The following is a 19,755-nucleotide window of genomic DNA, read 5'->3' as shown; positions in this document are numbered from 1 at the left end:
GTTTGGCCGGCCCCCGCGCCGGGGATGCTCCCCGGGTCCGTGAGCCAGGACTGGGGGGTGCGCGCTCGTGGGAACAGGTCTGCGTCGGAGCAGGTACGGCATCGCGGTGGCCGCGACGGCGCTCGCCGTCGGGACCCTCGGACCGCTGGCCGCCGCGCCACCCGCGTCCGCCGCCCGCGCCGACCTGGTGGGCACTCTCGACACCCGCGCCCAGCAGACGTCCACGGTGCTGGTCCCCGTGCCCGACGGGGTGCGGCCGCGCTGGGTCACCGGCGCGCTCACGGTCGGGGACGACGCGAGCGGCACCGTCCTGCTCCTCGTCGACGGCGCCGTCGCCGCCTCGGTGCCGGCGAAGCCCTCGCAGCGGGTCGCCGTGCCGGTCCGCCGCAGCGACGTCCGGCCGGACGGCACGGTCGAGCTCGGTGTGCGGTTCCGCCCGGAGGGCGACCGGAGCGGCTGCCGCCCCGCCCAGCCGTACGACGTACGGCTGGCCGACCTGACGCTGCTGCACCGGGGCGCCGAGGCCGTCGACCTCGACCCGGCCGGGTTCCTGCCCGACGCCGCCTCGCGCGTCGACGTGGTCGTCCCGCGCGCCGCCCCCGACGACGTGCTCGCGGCCGGGCTCGCGACCGTGGCGGCCCTGGCCGCCCGCTACCCCGCCGACGTGCCCGTCGGCCTCACGACGGCGGACGTGGTGCTGCCCCGCACCGGCGCCGGCCAGCGCGTCCTCCGCATCTCCCCCGGCGACGGCGCGCCGACCACCGCGACCGCCGTCCGCCACGGCCTCCCGACCGCGACGGTGACCGGGTCCGGCGAGGAGCTCCGCGGGGCGGCCGTCGGCCTCGTGGGCGTCGAGGCACCACCGGCCCGGCCGGCGGCCGGCGCCGGCGGCGCCGCCCGCCGCACCCTGACCGACCTCGGCGCGACCGGCGCCGACACCACCCTCACCGGATACGGCCGCTCCGTCTCCGCCCTCGAGCTGCGGCAGGACGCCTTCGGCGGCTCGGTCGACCGGCTCGACGTCGACCTCACCGGCACCACCTCGGCGGCGCCCGCCGGCACCGGTGCCCGGCTGGACACCTACCTCGACGGGCGCCTGCTGGACTCCCGCCCGCTGGCCGAGGGCGGGCCGTTCCGGGTCGCCGCCACCATCCCGGGCTCCCGCCTGGGCGCCGGCTCGGAGCTGCAGGTGGTGCTCACCGCCGTCCCCGAGGACGGCTGCACGGCCGGCGACCTGCCACCGCTGACGGTCCGCATCGACCCGGAGGCGTCCGTGCTGACCGGGCGCCTCGACCCCGAGCCCGAGAGCGGGTTCGCCCAGTTCCCGCAGGTGCTCGCGGGCGTGCTCCCCGTCGCGCTCCGCGGCGACGGCCCGGACCGCACCGCCGCCGCCACCGGCGCGGCGCTGCTCGTGGCGAGCCTGCAGCGCGCCGCGTCCCACCCGCTCGAGGTGGGGCTCGTGGAGCCGGCCGACCTGCTCGACGGCGACCGCTCCGGGCTGCTGGTCGGCGCGACCGCCGAGGACTCGGCCGCCGCCGGGACCGCGCTGCTGCCCGACCCGGACGGCGCCCCGGGCGCCGCCCTCCAGGCCGGCGACCCCGACGGCCTGCCGCTGCTGGTCCTGGGCGACCTGGGCCCGGATTCGGCGGGACTGGCGCTCCGGCTCGCCGAGCAGGCCGACCGGGACGGCTGGGAGACGCTCACCGGCGACGCCCTCGTCAGCGACGGCGACGCCGGCCGGCCGGTGGCCGACCTGGACCCGTCCGCCCTGCCCGGCGTGGCCGCCGCTCCCGGGGCCGACGGCACGGACGCCGGCGACCGGCGGTCCTGGGCGCGCTGGCTCCTCGGTGCGGCGGCGGCGCTGGTGCTCCTGCTGGTCGCGCTGCTCGCGACCCGGCTGGCCCCGGTCCTCCGGCGACGCCGACCGGCCCGCCCGGCCCGAGCGACCCAGCCCGCCCGTACCGAGGAGGCTCCGCGCCCCAGCGGGGCCGTCGGACCGACGACCGTCGGGCCGGCGGCCGAGCCGGCGACCGGCACGGCCGCCGACCGCAGGGCGGCCGAGCGGAAGGCTCGGGCGCGCCGGGTGGCCGGCCTCAGCGGGCCTGCGCGGCCGCGGCCTTGAGGTCGCGGCGCAGCTCCTTGGGCAGCGCGAAGATCAGGCTCTCCTCGGCGGTGTGCACCGCCTTGGCGTCCGGGTACCCGCGCTCGGCGAGGTAGGCCAGCACGCCGTCGACCAGCGACTCGGGCACGCTCGCGCCCGACGTCACGCTCACGGTGCGGACGCCGTCGAGCCAGGACTCGTCGATCTCCGAGGCGTCGTCCACGCGGTAGGACGCCTTGGCGCCGGCCTCGAGGGCGACCTCGACCAGCCGGACGGAGTTCGAGGAGTTGCCCGAGCCGACCACGATGACGAGGTCCGCGCCGAGGGCGATCTCCTTGACGGCCAGCTGGCGGTTCTGGGTGGCGTAGCAGATGTCGTCGCTCGGCGGGTCCAGCAGCAGCGGGAACCGCTCGCGGATCGCGGCGACGGTCTCGAGCGTCTCGTCGACGCTGAGGGTGGTCTGGGACAGCCAGGCGACGCGGGCCGGGTCGCGCACGACGATGCCGGCGACGTCCTCGGGGCCCTGGACCAGCTGGATGTGCTCCGGCGCCTCACCGGCGGTCCCCTCGACCTCCTCGTGGCCCTCGTGGCCGATCAGCAGGATGTCGTAGTCCTCGGCGGCGAACCGCTTGGCCTCGTGGTGGACCTTGGTGACCAGCGGGCAGGTCGCGTCGATCGTCTTCAGCTCGCGCTCGGCGGCCTGGCGGTGGACCTCGGGGCTCACGCCGTGGGCGGAGAAGACCACGGTCCGGCCGGTGGGCACCTCGTCGAGCTCCTCGACGAAGATCGCCCCGCGGCGCTCGAGGTCGGCCACCACGTGCTTGTTGTGGACGATCTGCTTGCGCACGTACACCGGCGCGCCGTACAGGTCCAGGGCCTGCTCGACGGTGACGACCGCGCGGTCGACACCGGCGCAGTAGCCCCGCGGTGCCGCGAGGAGGACGGCCTTCTCGGCCTCCTCCGGCGACAGGATCGGGGGCATGCCCATGTCGGTGCTCATGCCACCAGGATAGAGACGTCGGTGGCATCCCCTAATCTCGCGGCCATGGCCCTGGAGACCTCCCTTGCCGCACCGGCACCGGTGCGGCAGATCGCGAACGCGATAGCGGGCTGGGTCGACCGGCTCGGCGCGGTGTGGGTGGAGGGCCAGGTCGCCCAGGTCAACCGCCGTCCCGGCATGGGGACGGTGTTCATGACGCTGCGCGACGCGGTCGCCGACATCTCGGTGCCGGTCACCTGCTCGCGCGTGCTGTTCGACGGGCTCAACCCGCCGCTGGTCGAGGGCGCGAGCGTCGTCGTGCACGCCAAGCCGTCGTACTACGCCAACCGCGGCAGCCTGTCGCTGGCGGCCCGCGAGATCCGGATGGTGGGGCTCGGCGAGCTGCTGGCCCGGCTCGAGCGCCGCCGTCAGCTGCTCGCCGCCGAAGGCCTCTTCGCGTCCCACCTCAAGCGCCCGCTCCCCTTCCTGCCCGGCTGCGTCGGCCTGGTGACCGCGCCGGGCAGCGCCGCCGAGCGCGACGTGCTGGAGAACGCGCGCCGCCGGTGGCCCGCCGTCCGCTTCGAGGTGGCGTACGCCGCGATGCAGGGCCCGCGGTCGTGCGCGGAGGTCATGGAGGCGCTCGACCGGCTCGACCGCAACCCGGAGGTCGACGTCGTCGTCATCGCCCGCGGCGGGGGCTCGGTGGAGGACCTCCTGCCCTTCTCCGACGAGGCGCTCGTCCGCGCCGTCGCGGCCGCCCGCACGCCGGTGGTCTCCGCGATCGGCCACGAGCCCGACCAGCCGCTGCTGGACCTCGTCGCCGACGTCCGGGCCTCCACCCCCACCGACGCGGCCAAGCTGGTCGTCCCCGACGTGGTCGACGAGCTCCGCGGCGTCACGGCCGCCCGCGAGCGGCTGCGCTCGCTCGTCGCGGGGTTCCTGGCCCGCGAGCAGGCCGGCCTGGACGCCCTGCGCTCCCGACCGGCCCTGGCCGACCCGCGGTCGCTGGTCGACGCCCGCGTCGAGGAGGTGGCGCAGCTGCGCGCCCGCGCCCGCCGCACCCTCGGCCACCGCCTCGACCGGGCCACCGACGACATCGGCCACCAGCGGGCCCGGGCCCGGGCGCTGTCGCCGCTCGCGACGCTGGAGCGCGGGTACGCCGTGCTCCAGGACGCCGACGGGCACGTCGTCACCTCGGTCGCCGGGCTCGCGGCCGGTGCATCGATCAGCGTGCGGGTCGCCGACGGCCGGGTCCACGCCACCACCACCGGGGTCGAGGCGGACCCCCTCGAGACGACCGGAGGAACCGATGGCTGAGAGCAAGCCCGACCAGGACCTGTCCTACGAGGCCGCCCGCGAGGAGCTCGTGGACGTGGTGCGGCGGCTGGAGGCCGGCGGCACCACCCTGGAGGAGTCGCTCGCGTTGTGGGAGCGCGGCGAGCAGCTCGCGACCGCCTGCCAGCGCTGGCTCGACGGAGCCCGCGAGCGGCTCGACGCCACGCTGGAGGACGGGGACGGGGACGGGGACGGGGGCCGGGCCTAGCCCCGGGACGCGACCGGGTCGGTGGTCAGCAGCTCGACGAAGGTGCGCAGGTCCGCCTCGGACGCGGAGCCGTAGACGAGGACCGTCTCCTCGCCGAGCTCCGCGGCGTACGCCGTGTCGCCGCCCTCGTCGGCGTAGGCCTCCCAGGTGGGGGCGACCGAGCCGTCGACGTCCAGGGGCTCCTGCTCGTCGGTGCTCTCGTCGACGTGCTCCTCCAGCAGGTCCTCGAGGCTGTCGTCCTCCTGCCGCAGGCCGACGAAGCGGCCGTCGTCGGTGAGCACCGCGAGGAAGAAGCTCGGCTCCTGCCCGGTGGCGGAGACCTCGACGTTCGTGGCGATCCAGCCGGCGGGCAGCTCCGACGGGTAGGCCAGGTCGCGGCCGGTCGTCTGCACGGCTCCGACGGCGTCGAGGTAGTCGACCGGCTCCGGCTCGACCTCGAGGTCGTTGCGGAACACCGAGCGGAAGACGACGAAGGCGATGACGAACAGGACCGAGACGATCATGCTGGCGATCAGGCCGTTCGTCGTGCGCTGGTAGCGGCCCGGCCTGCCCGTCTCACTCACGGGTCCATCCTCGCAGCCCCGTTCCGCCGACCGGCATCCCGCGCCCTCTTCCCCCACGCGAGTGCCGCACGTGCGGTCGTTCCTGCGCAGATCAGCCGCAGATGCGGCATGATCGCCCCATGACGACGTACCGGGTCGCGGAGGCGGCCGACCTGCTGGGGGTCAGCGACGACACGCTGCGGCGGTGGGTCGAGGCCGGCCGGCTGTCCACGACGACCGAGGGCGGTCGCACGGTGGTCGCCGGGGACCAGCTCGCCGCGCTGGCCGAGTCCCTGGCCGAACACCCCGACCGGGAGCAGACGCGCGCCTCGTCGGTCAGCGCGCGCAACCGGCTGGCCGGCATCGTGACCCGGGTCGTGCGCGACCGGGTGATGGCGCAGGTGGAGATGGTCTGCGGGCCCTACCGGGTCGTGTCGCTGATGAGCGCCGAGGCGGCCGACGAGCTCGGGCTCGAGCCCGGCGCCCGCGCGATCGCGTCGGTGAAGTCCACCAACGTCGTGGTGGAGCGCCCGTGAGGCGCGCACCGGCCCTCGCGGCCGCCCTCCTCCTGGGCGCCGGCGCGCTCACGGCGTGCGGCTTGGGCGGCGGCTCGGACGCGTCGGCCGGACCAGGTGGCGGGACCGTCCTGCGGGTCTTCGCAGCGGCGTCGCTGACCGGCACGTTCGAGCAGCTCGCGGCCGACTTCGAGCGGCAGCACGAGGGCGTCGAGGTGCAGCTGTCCGTCGGTGGCTCCTCCGACGTCGTGGCGCAGGTGCAGGAGGGCGCCCCGGCCGACGTCGTCGCCACCGCCGACACCGCGAACATGGACCAGCTGGTCGGCGACGACCTCACCGCCGACGCCCCGGAGGTCTTCGCCACCAACACGCTGCAGCTCGCCGTGCCGCCGGGGAACCCCGCCGGCGTCGACGGGCTCGACGACCTGGGCGGCGACGTCCGGCTCGTGGTGTGCGCGCCCGCGGTCCCGTGCGGGGCGGCGGCGGAGCGCCTCGCCGAGGCGGCCGGCGTCGACCTGGAGCCGGTCAGCGAGGAGCAGTCGGTGACCGACGTCCTCGGCAAGGTGGTCTCGGGCGAGGCCGACGCGGGGCTGGTGTACGTCACCGACGTCCGCGCCGCGGACGACGCGGTGGAGGGGATCGAGGTGCCCGAGGCCGACCAGGTGGTCAACGACTACCCCGTCGCCGCCCTCGCCGACAGCGGCGAGCCGGACCTGGCCGGTGAGTTCGTCGACCTGGTGCTCGGCGCCGAGGGCCGGCGCGTGCTGCGCGACGCCGGCTTCGGCCTGCCGTGACGCCGGGGGTCCCGCGCTGGGTCCTGGCGCCCGCGGCGCTCGGCGCGGCGTTCGTGCTCCTGCCGCTGGTGGCGATCGTGGCCCGGGTGCCCTGGGCGGACTTCGGCGAGCTGGTCACCTCGGAGTCCTCCCGCGACGCCCTCGGGCTCAGCCTGCGCACCTCGGCGACGAGCACCGTGCTGTGCGTGCTGCTCGGCGTGCCGATGGCGACCGTCCTCGCCCGGACGTCGTTCCCGGGCCAGGGGCTGCTCCGTTCGCTCGTGCTGCTCCCGCTCGTGCTGCCGCCGGTGGTCGGGGGCCTGGCCCTGCTCTACACCTTCGGCCGCCGGGGCCTGCTGGGCGAGTCGCTCGAGGTCGTGGGCATCCAGGTGGCGTTCTCCACCGCGGCGGTCGTCATGGCGCAGACCTTCGTCGCCCTGCCCTTCCTCGTGGTCAGCCTGGAGGGCGCGCTGCGCACGGCCGGGGAGCGGTACGAGGTGGTCGCCGCCACCCTCGGCGCCCGCCCGAGCACCGTGTTCCGGCGCGTGACCCTCCCCCTCGTGCTGCCCGGCCTGCTGTCCGGCGCGGTGCTGTCCTTCGCCCGCGCACTCGGCGAGTTCGGCGCGACCGTGACGTTCGCGGGCAGCCTGCAGGGCGTGACGCGCACGTTGCCCACCGAGATCTACCTGCTGCGCGAGACCGACGTCGACGGCGCCGTCGCGCTGTCGCTGGTCCTGGTGGTCGTCGCCGTCGTCGTCATCGGCGTCGCCCGGCAGCGCCCCGGCCGGTCGGGGGCGTTGCTGTGACGCTCGAGCTCTCCGCGACCGTGGCCGCCCGGGACGTCGAGGTCGCCCTGGAGGTCGCCGACGGCGAGACCGTCGCGCTGCTGGGACCGAACGGCGCCGGCAAGTCGACGGTCCTCGCGGTCGCCGCCGGCCTCTTGCGACCCGACGCGGGTCGCGTCGTGCTGGACGGGGAGGAGCTCACCGGACGTCGGCAGGTGCCGCCGCACGCACGAGGTACGGCGCTCCTCGCGCAGGACCCGCTGCTGTTCCCCCACCTCTCCGCCGTCGACAACGTCGCCTTCGGCCCGCGCTCGGCCGGCGCGCGTCGCCGGGCGGCCCGCGACCGCGCCCGCGGCTGGCTGGCCGAGGTCGGCGTCGACGACCTCGCCGACCGCCGGCCCGGACAGCTCAGCGGCGGCCAGGCCCAACGGGTCGCGGTGGCCCGCGCGCTGGCCGCCGAGCCCCGGCTGCTGCTGCTCGACGAGCCGATGGCCGCGCTCGACGTGGCGGTGACGCCGGCGCTGCGCCAGACCCTGAGGCGGGTGCTCGAGGGCCGCACGACGCTGCTGGTGACCCACGACGTGCTCGACGCCCTGCTGCTGGCCGACCGCGTCGTGGTGCTCGACCAGGGCCGGGTCGTCGAGGACGGCCCGAGCCGGGACGTCCTCGCCCGGCCGCGCAGCGCGTTCGCGGCGCGCGTCGCCGGGCTGAACATGGTGGCGGGCCGCTGGTCCGCGGGCGCGGTCCGCGCCGCGGACGGCCGAGTGGTGGCCGGCTCCCCCAGCGGTCCGGCCCTGGCCGAGGGTGACGAGGCGGTGGCGGTCTTCCGCCCGAACGCCGTCTCGGTGTTCCGGGGCGCCCCGGGCGGCAGTCCGCGGACGGCGCTGGACGTCGTGGTCACCGACCTCGAGCCCCACGGCGACCAGGTGCGCGTGCGGGCCGGGGACCTCGCCGCGGACGTGACCGCCCACGCTGCGGCGGACCTCGACCTCGCCCCGGGGACGGCCGTCACCTTTGCGGTGAAGGCCACCGAGGTCTCGGTCTACGCCCGCTGACCGCCGACCCGTCCCCGGTCCCCACCACCAGGACGGCGCCCGGGCCGCGCCGTTGCCCAGGCGCCGGTCGGGTGGTGCCGGCAAGTGGAGCAGACCACTAGGGTTCAGGGCATGAGCCTGGACGTCGCCCCGGAGTCGCCCGACCGCAACCTCGCCCTCGAGCTCGTCCGCGTGACGGAGGCGGCCGCCATGGCGGCCGGTCGCTGGGTCGGCCGGGGTGACAAGAACGGCGCCGACGGGGTCGCGGTCAACGCGATGCGCGTGATGATCTCGACGATCGGCATGCAGGGCGTCGTGGTGATCGGCGAGGGCGAGAAGGACAACGCCCCCATGCTCTACAACGGCGAGGAGGTCGGCGACGGCACCGGGCCCGAGTGCGACGTCGCCGTCGACCCGATCGACGGCACGACGCTCACCGCCAAGGGCATGACCAACGCGGTCTCGGTGCTCGCGGTGGCGCCGCGCGGCACGATGTACGACCCCTCGTCGGTCTTCTACATGGACAAGCTGGTCGCCGGCCCGGAGGCCGCCGAGGTCGTCGACATCCGGCAGTCGGTCGCCGACAACGTCCACGCGGTGGCCAAGGCCAAGGGCAGCAGCGCCAGCGACGTCACGGTCGTCGTGCTCGACCGCCCCCGGCACGCCGAGCTGGTCGAGGAGATCCGGGCGACCGGCGCGCGGATCAAGTTCATCAGCGACGGCGACGTCGCCGGCGCGATCATGGCCGCCCGCCCGGACACGGGCATCGACCTGCTCCTCGGCGTCGGCGGCACCCCGGAGGGGATCATCACCGCCTGCGCGATGAAGTGCCTCGGCGGCACGATCCAGGGCAAGCTCTGGCCGACCGACGACGCCGAGCGGCAGCGCGCCGTCGACGCCGGGCTGGACCTCGACGCCGTGCTCACCACCGACGAGCTGGTCACCGGCGACGACTGCTTCTTCGTCGCCACCGGCATCACCGACGGCGAGCTGCTCCGCGGCGTCCGCTACCGCTCCGGCGGCGCGACGACGCACTCGCTGGTCATGCGCTCGCGCAGCGGCACGATCCGCTCGATCACCAGCGAGCACCGCCTGGAGAAGCTACGCGCTTACTCCGCGATCGACTTCGACCGCTGACTCCACGGTCCGCCGGCGCAGGACCGAGGCCACGTGGTCGATGACCCGCGGGTCGACGGCCAGGCCGATGTGCGAGGCCGTCACCTCGATCGGCTGGGCCAGCGGGTCGATGCAGGCGCGCCAGTCGACGATGCCGTCGCGCTTGGAGTAGATCGAGGTGAAGGCGACGTGCTCGGCCAGCGGCATCCGGCTCTCCTCGAACGACTGCCGCGCGCAGTCGCCCGCGACGCAGTCCTCCGACATCAGCCCCGGCAGGCCGGCGCGGCTCAGCCGGACCAGCAGGTCCACGCTGCGGGTGAGCACGCCGTGGTGCGCGCCGGGCGCCATGACCGGGCTGCCCATGGTGACGACGCTGGAGACCAGGTCGGGGCGGCGGGCGGCGACCCCGCGGGCGAGCATCCCGCCGAGGCTGTGGCCCACGACCTGCACCCGTGAGCCCCGGCGGGCGGCGATCGACTCCAGCCGCGCCTCGAGCTGGCCGGCGGCGTCGAGGGTGCAGCCGATGTTGGCCCGGATGTTCGAGCGGTAGGTCCGGTAGCCCTGCGTGCGCAGCGCCCGGCCCATGAACGACAGCGACGTGTCGCCGGCGAGGAAGCCGGGCACGAGCAGCACGGGGTCGGCCAGGCGCGCCGGGACGCGACCGACGTACGGCGTGGCGCGGCGGGCACGCCGCTCGGTGCGGCTGCGCAGCGCGTAGCGGCCGGCCTCGCTCACGAGGCTGCCCTCGCGCAGGAGGGCGACGAGGGGCGGGGGCGCGAATCCCTCGGGGAGCAGGAAGGCCCCCAGTGTCGGCTGGCTCACGTGCCGACGTTACCCACAAGTGACCTGGCTCACCCGCCAAACCGGACGACCGGTGTCCACAGGTCCTCTGGTTCACTGACAGGCATGTCTGCCAGATCCTCCGACGTTCCCGAGGTGGCCGTCTCCCCCGAGCTCTTCGCACCGGTCCGCCCGGACGTCGAGCTGTGCTACCAGACCTTCGGCGACCCCGACGACGACCCGTTGCTGCTGGTCATGGGGCTCGGCGGACCGATGACCTGGTGGAACGAGGACTTCTGCCGACTGCTGGCCGCGCGCGGCTTCTACGTCGTCCGGTACGACAACCGCGACGTCGGCCGCTCCTCGCGGATGGAGGGGCGGGTCACCCGGGCGGCGCTCGTGCGCGCCTTCACGGGCCGGCGCGTGCGCGCGCCGTACACGATGGCCGACCTCGCGGCCGACGCCTTCGGGCTCCTGGACCACCTCGGCATCGACGCGGCGCACGTGGCCGGGGTGTCGATGGGCGGGATGGTCGTGCAGACCATGGCGATCGCGGAGCCGCGACGGGTGCTCTCGATGACCAGCATCATGTCGACGACCGGCAAGCGGACGGTCGGCTGGCAGCACCCGAACCTGCTGCCGGCGCTGGTGGGCAACAAGCGCGCGTCGCGGGAGGCCTACGTCCGGGCCAGCCGGCAGATGTGGCGGCTGATCGGCTCACCGGGCTACCCCGAGCCCGAGGAGGAGACGCGCAGGCGGGCCGAGGAGACCTGGGACCGCGGCATCAGCGCCGCCGGCACCATGCGGCAGATGATGGCCATCCTCACCCAGCCCAACCGCAGCGCCCGGCTGCGCAGCGTGCGGGTCCCCACCACGGTGGTCCACGGGCTCGCCGACCGGATGGTGCACGTCTCCGGCGGCCGCGCCACGGCCGCGGCCGTGCCCGGCGCCGAGCTGCTGCTCATCGACGGGATGGGGCACGACATGCCCCCTGCGCTCCACGAGACGTTCGCCGCGGCGATCCGGCGCACCGCCGACCGCGCGAGCGCCTGACGCCCGACGGCCTCGCCCTGGCGCGACGAGACCCCCGGCCGGCGGCCGGGGGTCTCGTCGCACGCTGGTGGCTCAGTCGGAGAGGCGCTCACCGGTGTCGGTGTCGAAGACGTGCACGTTCTCGGGGTCGGTGGTGACGTGGATCGTCTCCCCCTTGTGCACCTTGTCGCGGCCGGAGACGCGGACGATGATGTTCGCCGGCGTGCCCTCCACGTCGCTGGTGCCGTAGACGAACGCGTCGGAGCCGAGCTCCTCCACGACCGTGACCCGCACGGGCAGGCCGCCCTGCTCGGCGGAGACCACGCGCCACGCCTCCGGACGGACGCCGACGGTGATCCGGCCCTGCATGACCTTGGCGGCCGTCGGGTCGACCGGCACGAGGTACTCGCCGATCTGGGCCCGGCCGTCGACGGCCGTCGCCTCGATGAGGTTCATCTGCGGGGAGCCGATGAACCCCGCAACGAACAGGTTGACCGGCTTGTCGTAGAGGCGCAGCGGGCTGTCGACCTGCTGGAGGACGCCCTCCTTCATCACCGCGACCCGGTCGCCCATCGTCATGGCCTCGACCTGGTCGTGGGTGACGTAGACGGTGGTGACGCCGAGGTCGGCCTGGAGCTTGGCGATGTCGGTGCGGGTCTGGACGCGCATCTTGGCGTCGAGGTTCGACAGCGGCTCGTCCATGCAGAAGACCTGCGGACTGCGCACGATCGCGCGACCCATGGCCACGCGCTGGCGCTGGCCGCCGGAGAGCGCCTTGGGCTTGCGGTCGAGGTACTCGGTCAGCCCGAGGATCCGGGCGGCCTCCTCGACCCGCTTGCGTCGCTCCTCGGTGGGGACCTTGGCCATCTTCAGGGCGAAGCCCATGTTGTCGGCCACGCTCATGTGCGGGTAGAGCGCGTAGTTCTGGAACACCATCGCGATGTCCCGGTCCTTCGGCGGGGTGTGGGTGATCTCCCGGTCCCCGATGAAGATCTTGCCGGCGTTGACCTCCTCCAGCCCCGCGAGCATGCGCAGGGTGGTGGACTTGCCACAGCCGGACGGGCCGACGAGCACCATGAACTCGCCGTCCTTGATCTCCAGGTCGATGCCCGGGACGGCGGCGCGGTCGGCGCCGGGGTACCAGCGCTGGGCGCCTTCGAACGTCACTGTTGCCATGTTCTTCTCAATCTCCTTCACCGGCAGGTACGTGCCGGACGATCCGTAGTGAAGTGACGCGGCACACAGTAGTGCCCCGGGCCGGTCCCGTCCTGCTCGGGCCCGCACGGGGCGCTCCGGGATTCCTCCCGGACGCAGGTGTGACGACCAGCAGGAACGGGCAAGTGATGTGGACCACATCCCGAGCGAGGCGCCCATGCACCGATTCGATCCCCCCGGACCGCGCCGCCGACGTGCGCTCGCCGGTCTCGCGACGCTGGTCTGCACGGCGGGCCTGCTCAGTGCGTGCTCCGGCGACGACGGCGGCCGGACGACGTTCAACTGGTACATCAACCCCGACGGCCAGGAGACCCTCACCGCGATCGCGGAGGCGTGCAGCACCGACGAGTACGACATCGAGATCCAGCTGCTGCCCACCAGCGCCACCGACCAGCGCACGCAGCTGGCGCGCCGGCTCGCGGCCAAGGACTCCTCGACCAACCTGATGAGCCTCGACCCGGTCTTCGTCCCGGAGTTCGCGAACGCCGGCTGGCTGGCGCCGTTCGAGGGCGACCTGGCCGACCAGGTGGTCGACGAGGACGTGCTCGCGGGCGCGGCCGAGACCGTCGAGTGGGAGGGCGACGTCGTCGCCGCCCCGCAGTGGGCCAACACCCAGGTCCTCTGGTACCGCAAGTCCCTCGCCGAGGCCGCGGGCCTGGACATGGAGCAGCCGGTGACCTGGGAGCAGGTCATCACGGCGGCCGCCGACGAGGGCGCCACGGTGGGCGTGCAGGCCGACCGCTACGAGGCGTACGTCGTGTGGATCAACTCCCTCGTCCAGGGCGCCGGCGGCTCGATCGTCGAGGACACCGAGGCGGGCCGGGACGCGAAGGTGACCATCGACTCCGACGCCGGTCGCGCTGCCGCGGCCGTGATCCAGCAGCTGGTCGACTCCGGCGCGACCCAGCCGGGCCTGTCGACCTCCAACGAGGGCAGCAGCCTCGGCGCGATGTACGAGGGTCCCGGTGAGTTCATGACGAACTGGACCTTCGTCTACAAGAACTACGAGGGAGCGGTCGGCCAGCCCGGCGGCCCGGCCGACGAGGAGCAGTTCCGCGACCTCGGCTGGGCCCGCTACCCGCAGACCGTCGAGGGCGAGGAGTCCCGGCCCCCGGTCGGCGGGATCAACATCGGCGTCGGCGCCTACACCGAGGAGCTCGACCTGGCCCAGGAGGCCGCGGTGTGCGTGACCTCCCCGGAGGCGCAGGGCCAGCTCGCGGTCACCGACGGCCTGATGCCCTCGCGCGGATCGGTCTACGACTCCCCCGAGCTGCAGGAGGCCTACCCTCCGGACCTGCTCACGCTCTACCGCGAGAGCGTCGACACCGGTGGCCCGCGCCCCAAGAGCGCCTACTACAGCCAGATCTCGAGCGCCCTGCAGTCGGTCTGGCACTCCCCGACGGGGGTTGACCCCGACTCCACGCCCCAGGAGTCGGCCGAGTTCCTCCGTGCCGTCCTCGACGGGAAGGCCCTGCTGTGACCACCTCGACGGTGCAGACCGCCACGGCGAAGAAGCCGCGCTCCACGCCGAAGACCCCGGACTCGGACCGGGCGAAGGCCGAGAACGCCCTCGGTCGCAAGCTCGTGGCCCCGGCCATCGTGCTGATGCTGGTGGTCACGGCGTTCCCGATGATCCGGGCGCTCTACCTCTCGCTGTTCGACTACAGCCTCACCGACCCCGACGAGCGCAGCTTCGTCGGGCTGCAGAACTACGTGACGGCCCTGACCGACAGCCTCTTCTGGCGCGACACCGCCAACACCGTGATGATCATGGTCGTCACGGTCGCGGTCGAGCTGGTGATCGGCTTCGCCTTCGCGATGGTGATGCACCGCGTGATCTTCGCCCGCGGCCTGATCCGGACCTCGATCCTCATCCCGTACGGCATCATCACCGTCGTCTCGGGCTTCGCCTGGCAGTTCGCGTTCTCCGCCGACAACGGCTTCGTCAACGGCTGGCTGCCCTTCGTCGGCGCCGACTTCGACTGGTTCGGGGAGTACGGCTCCTCGATCGTCGCGATCATGGTCTCCGAGATCTGGAAGACCACGCCGTTCATGTCGCTGCTGCTGCTCGCCGGCCTGGCGCAGGTCTCGGAGGACATGATCGAGGCCGCCAAGGTGGACGGCGCGACGTGGTTCCAGCGGCTCTACAAGGTGATCCTGCCCAACATGCGGGCCGCGATCATGGTGGCGGTGCTCTTCCGCGCGCTGGACGCCTACCGCATCTTCGACAACATCTACGTGATGACCGCCGGCGCGAACGGCACGGAGTCGATCTCGTTCCTGACCTACCGGCAGGTCATCGAGCAGTTCCAGCTCGGCATCGGCTCGGCGCTCTCGGTCCTGCTGTTCCTCTCGGTCCTCGTGGTGGCGTTCTTGATCGTCAAGGTCTTCCGCGTGGACCTGTCCTCGGCCCGGCAGGAGGGATGAGCGCCATGAAGCAGAAGGTCGGCCTCACGATCGGGCTCGTCCTGATCCTGCTCTGGTGCCTGCTGCCGGTGGCGTGGATCATCTCGCTGTCCTTCAAGTCCCAGACCGCGATCACCAACGGCAGCGAGGGCTTCCTCCCCCAGGCCGGGGGCGGCGCGGGCTGGCAGAACTACAGCGACGTCCTGCAGGACGAGCAGTTCCGGCGGGCGATCCTCAACTCGATCGGGATCTCGCTGATCGCCACCCTGCTCTCGGTGGTCATCGCGACGCTCGCGGCGTACGCCATCGCGCGCCTGGAGTTCCGGGGCAAGAAGTTCGTGCTCACCACGGCCCTGGTGATCGCGATGTTCCCGGTGGTCTCGCTCGTGGGGCCGCTGTTCGACATGTGGCGCACGCTCGGGATCTACGACACGTGGCCGGGGCTGATCATCCCCTACATGTCCTTCACGCTGCCGCTGGCGATCTGGACCCTCTCGGCGTTCTTCCGGGAGATCCCGTGGGAGATGGAGCAGGCCGCCCAGGTCGACGGCGCGACCTCCTGGCAGGCGTTCCGGAAGGTGATCGTGCCGCTCGCCGCACCGGGCGTGTTCACCGCGGCGATCCTGACGTTCTTCTTCGCCTGGAACGACTTCGTCTTCGGCATCTCGCTCACCTCGACCGAGACCGCCCGCCCCATCCCGGCGGCCCTGTCCTTCTTCGTGGGCCCGGACCCGTTCAGCCGTCCGGCGTCGCTCCTCGCGGCCGGCGCCGTCGTCGCCACCATCCCGATCGTCGTCATCGTCCTGCTGTTCCAGCGCAAGATCGTCGCCGGCCTCACCTCCGGCGCAGTGAAGGGTTGACCCGCCATGGCTGCCATCACCATGAAGCACATCGTGAAGAAGTACGGCGACGGGTTCCCGGCCGTCAACGACGTCTCGATCGACGTGCAGGACGGGGAGTTCATGATCCTCGTCGGCCCGTCCGGCTGCGGGAAGTCGACGCTGCTGCGGATGATCGTCGGGCTCGAGGACATCACCGACGGCGACATGATGATCGGGGACCGCCGGGTCAACGACCTGGCCCCGCGCGACCGGAACCTGGCGATGGTGTTCCAGAACTACGCGCTCTACCCCCACCTGACGGTCTACGAGAACATCGCCTTCCCGCTGCGGCTGGCCGGCGCCTCGAACGACGAGGTCGACCAGAAGGTCCGTGAGGCGTCCCGGACGCTGGAGCTCGACGAGCACCTCGAGCGCAAGCCGGGCAACCTGTCCGGCGGTCAGCGCCAGCGCGTCGCGATGGGCCGGGCGATCGTGCGCGACGCCGACGCGTTCCTCTTCGACGAGCCGCTGTCGAACCTCGACGCCAAGCTCCGCGGGCAGATGCGCACCGAGATCTCCCGCCTGCAGAAGCGGCTGGGCATCACCACCGTCTACGTCACCCACGACCAGACCGAGGCGATGACCCTCGGCGACCGGGTCGCGGTGCTCAAGCGGGGCGTGCTGCAGCAGCTGGCGTCGCCGCGCGAGCTCTACACGAACCCCGCCAACCTCTTCGTGGCCGGGTTCATCGGCTCCCCGCCGATGAACTTCCTGCCCGCCACGGTCCGCGGCACCTCCGTGGAGCTGCCGATCGGGACCGTCGAGCTGCCGCGGGAGAAGGCCGCCCTCGTGCCCGAGGGCAAGCTGCTCATCGCCGGCATCCGCCCCGAGCACTTCGAGGACGCCTCGGTGGTCGACGACGCGCGGCGCGGCCGTGGCTCCACCTTCACCACCACCATCGACGTCGTGGAGTGGCTGGGCAACGAGGCCTACGCCTACATCCCCTTCGAGGCCGAGGGTGCCGTGCGGGAGCAGCTGACCCAGCTCGAGCGCGACCTCGACGGCGACACGATGCGCAGCCAGCTCGTCGTCTCCCTCGACGGCGCCAGCCGGATCAGCGAGGGCGACGAGGCCGAGATCTGGGTCGACTCACGCCAGATGCACCTCTTCGACCCCGAGACCGGCGACAACCTCACCATCGACCTGGAGCGGGCCGGCCGGGTGCCGGCGAAGGAGGACCCCGCGGCGGCGCAGGCCGCGGAGCACGCCGCGGAGGACGCCACCGCGCACTGACCCACCCGGCCGCTGGTCCGCCGCTGGTCCGCCGCTGGGTAAGCCGCTGGTCAGCCTGGTCAGTGCAGCCGTGGGTGCCCGCCGCCACCGAGGCGGCGCCGCGGCTTAGGCGGGCCCTTCCGGGTGACGGTGACGCCGGCCATCAGCGCGACCCCCTTGACCCGGACCACCGGCGAGTCGGCGTCGAGGCGGGCCTCGACCTTGTCGCGGGCCTGCTCGAAGGCGCCCATGATGCCGATGCCCTCGACGACGACCTGGGTGCGCTCGTTGACGACGATGTCGATGCCCGACCAGAACGCGCCGCAGGTGATCACGGTCTCCCGGCTGGTGAACACCGCCTCACGCAGGTCGATGAGGACCCCGCCCATGACGGCGTAGGCCTGGTGCGTCGGCCCGACCTGCCAGACGCCCTTGCGGTCGCACCCGCCCATGATCGCCACCGAGGTGTCGAACCGCTGACCGGCCACCGGGACGCCGGGCGGGCCCGGCGCCGCGGGCGGCCGCACCGCGTGCCGGACGGCCGGGGTGGCGGGGTCGCCACCGGGCAGGTCCATGACGAGCGGGGCGAGGTCGGCGTAGGTCTTGGCGGCGTACGCCGCCTCCAGCCGCTCGCCGAGCTCGTCCATGTCGAGCCGGCCCTCGCCCGCCGCCTCGCGCAGGACCTCCGCGGTGCGGTGCCGGTCGGCGTCGGAGACGCGCAGCTGCGAGGGGTCGGTCACGGGCTCCCGGCCCGAGGCGGGACGCTGCTCCGGGGTGCCGTCCATGGGCCCAGCCTAGAGCGCCGGCCGGTGCTCCGCGCCCGCCCGGAGCGGCGTACCCTGCCGACCTGTGTCGAGCGCTCCCGAGTTCCGCTACTCCGACCTGCTGCCCCTCGGCCCGGACCGCACGCCGTACCGGCTGCTGACCACCGAGGGCGTCTCCACCTTCGAGGCCGACGGGCAGACGTTCCTCAAGGTCTCCCCCGAGGCGATCCGGCTGCTGACCCGCGAGGCGATGCACGACATCAGCCACTACCTGCGGCCGGCGCACCTCGCGCAGCTGCGGCGGATCATCGACGACCCCGAGGCCTCGGGCAACGACCGCTTCGTCGCGCTCGACCTGCTCAAGAACGTCAACATCTCCGCCGGCGGCGTGCTGCCGATGTGCCAGGACACCGGCACCGCCATCGTCATGGGCAAGAAGTCCGAGGGCGTCCTCACCGGCATCGACGACGGCGAGGCGGTCAGCCAGGGCGTGTACGACGCCTACACGCAGCTGAACCTGCGCTACTCCCAGCTCGCGCCGCTCACGACGTACGAGGAGAAGAACACCGGCTCGAACCTGCCGGCGCAGGTCGAGATCTACTCCACCCCGCAGACGAGCGGGAAGCCGGAGTACAAGTTCCTGTTCATGGCCAAGGGCGGCGGGTCGGCCAACAAGTCGTTCCTGTTCCAGGAGACCAAGGCGGTCCTCAACCCGCAGCGGATGCTGCAGTTCCTCGACGAGAAGATCCGCTCGCTCGGCACGGCCGCCTGCCCGCCGTACCACCTGGCGGTCGTGATCGGCGGCACCAGCGCGGAGTACGCGCTCAAGACCGCCAAGTACGCCTCCGCGCACTACCTCGACGACCTCCCGACCGAGGGCTCGGTGAGTGCCCACGGCTTCCGCGACCTCGAGCTGGAGCAGCAGGTCTTCGAGCTGACCCAGTCCTTCGGGATCGGCGCGCAGTTCGGCGGCAAGTACTTCTGCCACGACGTCCGCGTCGTCCGGCTCCCCCGCCACGGCGCGTCCTGCCCCGTCGCGATCGCCGTCTCCTGCTCGGCGGACCGGCAGGCGCTGGGCAAGATCACCCCCGACGGCGTCTTCCTCGAGCAGCTCGAGACCGACCCCGCGCAGTACATGCCCGACGCCGGGGTCGCCGAGGACATCGCCGGCGGCGAGGTCGTGCCGATCGACCTCACCCTGCCGATGGACCAGATCCTCGCCGAGCTGCGTCGGCACCCGGTCAAGACGCGGCTGTCCCTCACCGGTCCGCTGGTCGTGGCGCGGGACATCGCGCACGCCAAGATCAAGGAGCGCCTCGACGCCGGCGAGGAGATGCCGCAGTACCTCAAGGACCACCCGGTGTACTACGCCGGCCCGGCCAAGACCCCCGAGGGCATGGCGTCAGGGTCCTTCGGCCCGACCACGGCCGGTCGCATGGACTCCTACGTCGAGCAGTTCCAGGCCGCCGGCGGCTCGATGGTGATGCTCGCCAAGGGCAACCGCTCCAAGGCGGTCACCGAGGCCTGCCACGCGCACGGGGGCTTCTACCTCGGCTCGATCGGCGGCCCTGCCGCCCGCCTCGCCCAGGACTGCATCAGGTCCCAGGAGGTCATCGAGTACCCCGAGCTGGGCATGGAGGCCGTCTGGCGGATCGAGGTCGAGGACTTCCCCGCGTTCATCGTCGTCGACGACCAGGGCAACGACTTCTTCACCGACCCTTCCGGCACCACGACCGTCCCGATCACCGGCCTGCGGGTGCGCTCGGCCCAGTAGTCGGCGGCCGTGCGGCGTCCCCGAGCGGTCGGGGACGCCGCACGGCGACCGTCACTCCGTCGAGTCGCGGGCGGACTCCACGTTGGCGCGCGGCTTGGCGTTGGGGCCCGCCTCGACGCCCTCGCCGTCCCGGCCGACGGGCTGGTCGGGGTTGCCGGCGACGCCCTGGTCGTCGGAGATCGGCTGGTCCTGCGCGGCGGGGTCCATCGAGGCGGCCTCGGAGACCTGCCCGCCGTCGACCTCGGTCTGCACGCTGGTCGGCTTGTCGTCGCTCATGGGGTCCCGGTACCCGGGCCCGAGCGG

General features: G+C 73.5%; 20 protein-coding genes. 14 read left to right on the top strand and 6 right to left on the bottom strand.

Translation table 11 applies throughout. The features are described from left to right. Positions 1 to 106: 106 nt before the first annotated feature. The gene (locus tag AB0N29_RS00920; RefSeq protein WP_364863351.1) at positions 107 to 2,122 is read left to right on the top strand and encodes a hypothetical protein; all 2,016 of its coding nucleotides are present in this window, start codon (positions 107 to 109) and stop codon (positions 2,120 to 2,122) included. Here the strand turns inward: AB0N29_RS00920 and AB0N29_RS00915 are convergent. Beyond that, on the bottom strand, positions 2,094 to 3,101 hold the full coding sequence (locus AB0N29_RS00915) for a 4-hydroxy-3-methylbut-2-enyl diphosphate reductase (protein ID WP_364863349.1): 1,008 nt from the start codon (positions 3,099 to 3,101) through the stop codon (positions 2,094 to 2,096). The genes AB0N29_RS00920 and AB0N29_RS00915 overlap by 29 nt on opposite strands. A gap of 45 nt (positions 3,102 to 3,146) precedes the next feature. On the opposite strand from AB0N29_RS00915, the gene xseA reads away from it, so the two are divergent. Both xseA and AB0N29_RS00905 read left to right on the top strand, forming a co-directional pair. Then, positions 3,147 to 4,397: an exodeoxyribonuclease VII large subunit gene (gene xseA / locus AB0N29_RS00910; protein ID WP_364863347.1), complete on the top strand. Its 1,251-nt coding sequence runs from the start codon at positions 3,147 to 3,149 to the stop codon at positions 4,395 to 4,397. Continuing rightward, a complete protein-coding gene (locus tag AB0N29_RS00905) occupies positions 4,390 to 4,623 on the top strand; it encodes an exodeoxyribonuclease VII small subunit (RefSeq protein ID WP_364863345.1) in 234 nt (77 codons plus the stop codon). Before xseA ends, AB0N29_RS00905 begins: the two co-directional genes overlap by 8 nt. Here the strand turns inward: AB0N29_RS00905 and AB0N29_RS00900 are convergent. Next, a complete protein-coding gene (locus tag AB0N29_RS00900; RefSeq protein WP_364863343.1) occupies positions 4,620 to 5,186 on the bottom strand; it encodes a DUF4245 domain-containing protein in 567 nt (188 codons plus the stop codon). The genes AB0N29_RS00905 and AB0N29_RS00900 overlap by 4 nt on opposite strands. Positions 5,187 to 5,305: 119 nt before the next feature. Between AB0N29_RS00900 and AB0N29_RS00895 the strand changes: the two genes are divergently transcribed. The 5 genes from AB0N29_RS00895 to glpX all read left to right on the top strand — a co-directional run bounded on the left by AB0N29_RS00895 (position 5,306) and on the right by glpX (position 9,409). Next, positions 5,306 to 5,701 (top strand): helix-turn-helix transcriptional regulator, encoded by a 396-nt coding sequence (locus AB0N29_RS00895; protein WP_364863341.1) that lies wholly within the window; start codon positions 5,306 to 5,308, stop codon positions 5,699 to 5,701. Further along, positions 5,698 to 6,474, top strand: a complete 777-nt coding sequence (gene modA / locus AB0N29_RS00890; RefSeq protein WP_364863340.1) for a molybdate ABC transporter substrate-binding protein — start codon at positions 5,698 to 5,700, stop codon at positions 6,472 to 6,474. The genes AB0N29_RS00895 and modA overlap by 4 nt, the downstream gene beginning before the upstream one ends. Further along, the gene (locus AB0N29_RS00885) at positions 6,471 to 7,259 is read left to right on the top strand and encodes an ABC transporter permease (RefSeq protein WP_302269959.1); all 789 of its coding nucleotides are present in this window, start codon (positions 6,471 to 6,473) and stop codon (positions 7,257 to 7,259) included. Before modA ends, AB0N29_RS00885 begins: the two co-directional genes overlap by 4 nt. Next, positions 7,256 to 8,293, top strand: a complete 1,038-nt coding sequence (locus tag AB0N29_RS00880) for an ATP-binding cassette domain-containing protein (protein ID WP_364863337.1) — start codon at positions 7,256 to 7,258, stop codon at positions 8,291 to 8,293. The genes AB0N29_RS00885 and AB0N29_RS00880 overlap by 4 nt, the downstream gene beginning before the upstream one ends. Positions 8,294 to 8,404: 111 nt before the next feature. Next, positions 8,405 to 9,409, top strand: coding sequence for a class II fructose-bisphosphatase (glpX, locus tag AB0N29_RS00875; RefSeq protein WP_302269957.1), 1,005 nt, complete (start codon positions 8,405 to 8,407; stop codon positions 9,407 to 9,409). On the opposite strand, the gene AB0N29_RS00870 is transcribed toward glpX, so the two are convergent. Then, entirely contained in the window at positions 9,374 to 10,210 is an 837-nt protein-coding gene (locus tag AB0N29_RS00870) for an alpha/beta fold hydrolase (protein ID WP_302269956.1), read from the bottom strand. The two genes, glpX and AB0N29_RS00870, sit on opposite strands and share 36 nt — an antisense overlap. An 84-nt stretch (positions 10,211 to 10,294) precedes the next feature. Between AB0N29_RS00870 and AB0N29_RS00865 the strand changes: the two genes are divergently transcribed. Further along, positions 10,295 to 11,221 carry an alpha/beta hydrolase gene (locus AB0N29_RS00865; RefSeq protein ID WP_302269955.1) on the top strand — a complete coding sequence of 309 codons (927 nt, stop codon included), beginning with the start codon at positions 10,295 to 10,297 and terminating at the stop codon, positions 11,219 to 11,221. Positions 11,222 to 11,293: 72 nt separating this feature from the next. On the opposite strand, the gene ugpC (AB0N29_RS00860) is transcribed toward AB0N29_RS00865, so the two are convergent. Then, positions 11,294 to 12,376: a sn-glycerol-3-phosphate ABC transporter ATP-binding protein UgpC gene (gene ugpC, locus AB0N29_RS00860; RefSeq protein ID WP_302271578.1), complete on the bottom strand. Its 1,083-nt coding sequence runs from the start codon at positions 12,374 to 12,376 to the stop codon at positions 11,294 to 11,296. A gap of 196 nt (positions 12,377 to 12,572) precedes the next feature. Between ugpC (AB0N29_RS00860) and AB0N29_RS00855 the strand changes: the two genes are divergently transcribed. Genes AB0N29_RS00855 through ugpC (AB0N29_RS00840) form a run of 4 tightly spaced genes read left to right on the top strand, consistent with a single transcriptional unit; the run spans position 12,573 to position 16,935 of the window. After that, the gene (locus AB0N29_RS00855; RefSeq protein ID WP_302269954.1) at positions 12,573 to 13,895 is read left to right on the top strand and encodes an extracellular solute-binding protein; all 1,323 of its coding nucleotides are present in this window, start codon (positions 12,573 to 12,575) and stop codon (positions 13,893 to 13,895) included. Next, positions 13,892 to 14,842, top strand: coding sequence for a sugar ABC transporter permease (locus tag AB0N29_RS00850; RefSeq protein ID WP_364863333.1), 951 nt, complete (start codon positions 13,892 to 13,894; stop codon positions 14,840 to 14,842). Before AB0N29_RS00855 ends, AB0N29_RS00850 begins: the two co-directional genes overlap by 4 nt. A 5-nt stretch (positions 14,843 to 14,847) precedes the next feature. Further along, a complete protein-coding gene (locus tag AB0N29_RS00845) occupies positions 14,848 to 15,681 on the top strand; it encodes a carbohydrate ABC transporter permease (RefSeq protein ID WP_364863331.1) in 834 nt (277 codons plus the stop codon). Between the two features lie 6 nt (positions 15,682 to 15,687). Beyond that, positions 15,688 to 16,935, top strand: coding sequence for a sn-glycerol-3-phosphate ABC transporter ATP-binding protein UgpC (gene ugpC, locus AB0N29_RS00840; RefSeq protein WP_364863329.1), 1,248 nt, complete (start codon positions 15,688 to 15,690; stop codon positions 16,933 to 16,935). 59 nt (positions 16,936 to 16,994) lie between these two features. Here the strand turns inward: ugpC (AB0N29_RS00840) and AB0N29_RS00835 are convergent, their stop codons facing one another. Next, positions 16,995 to 17,699: a DUF1707 domain-containing protein gene (locus AB0N29_RS00835; RefSeq protein ID WP_364863327.1), complete on the bottom strand. Its 705-nt coding sequence runs from the start codon at positions 17,697 to 17,699 to the stop codon at positions 16,995 to 16,997. A 64-nt stretch (positions 17,700 to 17,763) separates the two neighbouring features. On the opposite strand from AB0N29_RS00835, the gene AB0N29_RS00830 reads away from it, so the two are divergent. Next, positions 17,764 to 19,452: a fumarate hydratase gene (locus tag AB0N29_RS00830; RefSeq protein ID WP_364863325.1), complete on the top strand. Its 1,689-nt coding sequence runs from the start codon at positions 17,764 to 17,766 to the stop codon at positions 19,450 to 19,452. A 51-nt stretch (positions 19,453 to 19,503) separates the two neighbouring features. Here AB0N29_RS00830 and AB0N29_RS00825 read toward each other — a convergent pair whose 3' ends face one another. Next, positions 19,504 to 19,728, bottom strand: coding sequence for a hypothetical protein (locus AB0N29_RS00825; RefSeq protein ID WP_302269947.1), 225 nt, complete (start codon positions 19,726 to 19,728; stop codon positions 19,504 to 19,506). Positions 19,729 to 19,755 lie beyond the last annotated feature (27 nt).

The organism is Nocardioides sp. NPDC092400 (assembly GCF_040684155.1).
Classification (GTDB): Bacteria; Actinomycetota; Actinomycetes; order Propionibacteriales; family Nocardioidaceae; genus Nocardioides.
This window is presented reverse-complemented; position numbering and strand designations above follow the sequence as displayed.

Excerpts from the sequence above, each read along its gene's own strand:
- AB0N29_RS00915 (WP_364863349.1), bottom strand. The coding sequence starts at position 3,101 with ATGAGCACCGACATGGGCATGCCCCCGATCCTGTCGCCGGAGGAGGCC.
- xseA (WP_364863347.1), top strand. The coding sequence starts at position 3,147 with ATGGCCCTGGAGACCTCCCTTGCCGCACCGGCACCGGTGCGGCAGATC.
- AB0N29_RS00905 (WP_364863345.1), top strand. The coding sequence starts at position 4,390 with ATGGCTGAGAGCAAGCCCGACCAGGACCTGTCCTACGAGGCCGCCCGC.
- AB0N29_RS00895 (WP_364863341.1), top strand. The coding sequence starts at position 5,306 with ATGACGACGTACCGGGTCGCGGAGGCGGCCGACCTGCTGGGGGTCAGC.
- glpX (WP_302269957.1), top strand. The coding sequence starts at position 8,405 with ATGAGCCTGGACGTCGCCCCGGAGTCGCCCGACCGCAACCTCGCCCTC.
- AB0N29_RS00865 (WP_302269955.1), top strand. The coding sequence starts at position 10,295 with ATGTCTGCCAGATCCTCCGACGTTCCCGAGGTGGCCGTCTCCCCCGAG.
- ugpC (WP_302271578.1), bottom strand. The coding sequence starts at position 12,376 with ATGGCAACAGTGACGTTCGAAGGCGCCCAGCGCTGGTACCCCGGCGCC.
- AB0N29_RS00855 (WP_302269954.1), top strand. The coding sequence starts at position 12,573 with ATGCACCGATTCGATCCCCCCGGACCGCGCCGCCGACGTGCGCTCGCC.
- AB0N29_RS00845 (WP_364863331.1), top strand. The coding sequence starts at position 14,848 with ATGAAGCAGAAGGTCGGCCTCACGATCGGGCTCGTCCTGATCCTGCTC.
- ugpC (WP_364863329.1), top strand. The coding sequence starts at position 15,688 with ATGGCTGCCATCACCATGAAGCACATCGTGAAGAAGTACGGCGACGGG.
- AB0N29_RS00835 (WP_364863327.1), bottom strand. The coding sequence starts at position 17,699 with ATGGACGGCACCCCGGAGCAGCGTCCCGCCTCGGGCCGGGAGCCCGTG.
- AB0N29_RS00825 (WP_302269947.1), bottom strand. The coding sequence starts at position 19,728 with ATGAGCGACGACAAGCCGACCAGCGTGCAGACCGAGGTCGACGGCGGG.